Origin of the sequence: Roseateles chitinivorans, from assembly GCF_002761755.1 — a bacterium.
Classification (GTDB): domain Bacteria; phylum Pseudomonadota; class Gammaproteobacteria; order Burkholderiales; family Burkholderiaceae_C; genus Roseateles; species Roseateles chitinivorans.
Genome location: NZ_PEOG01000204.1, coordinates 1 through 460, shown reverse-complemented (window position 1 = coordinate 460; position 460 = coordinate 1). Strand labels below are relative to the sequence as shown.

Below are 460 nucleotides of genomic sequence, written 5' to 3'. Positions count from 1 at the left end.
GTACAGCACGCCGACGGGGTTGCCCTGCGCCGTGGTATTGACCGGCCCGCCAAAAGCATAGCTCGGTTTATTTTCCGGGCCTTGCCGCATGCGCAGCCCGCCCATTTGCGGGGAAAGCATTTGGAGAATGCCACCGAGGGCCATGGAAGCACCGGCCATCGCCGCCATGCCAGTTCCCCCACCCGCCGTAAATGCCCCCAGAGCCCCCGTCCCTGCACCCGCAGAAACATACATGGCCACGGCAACCAGCGCCACGTCCAGCACGGTCTGGAATAATCCTGCGCGCTTGCTCCCAATCACGACGGGAACAAGGTGGATATCTTCCGTCCCTTTGGTGAGCTCGAGTTCATCCTGCCCGACATTGCGTTTACCAACGAAAATAGAAAATGTCAGGCCACGTTTGTGCGCTTCAAGCATGTAGCGTTCAAAGCCTGGAAGCAGATTTTTCATCGCATCGATC

At 58.7% G+C, this 460-nt stretch carries 1 protein-coding gene; it reads right to left on the bottom strand.

Going from position 1 to position 460, the window contains the following annotated elements; genetic code table 11:
* Window positions 1-460: tail assembly protein (locus CS062_RS25380; RefSeq protein WP_099864573.1), on the bottom strand; the 460-nt coding region annotated here is incomplete at both ends.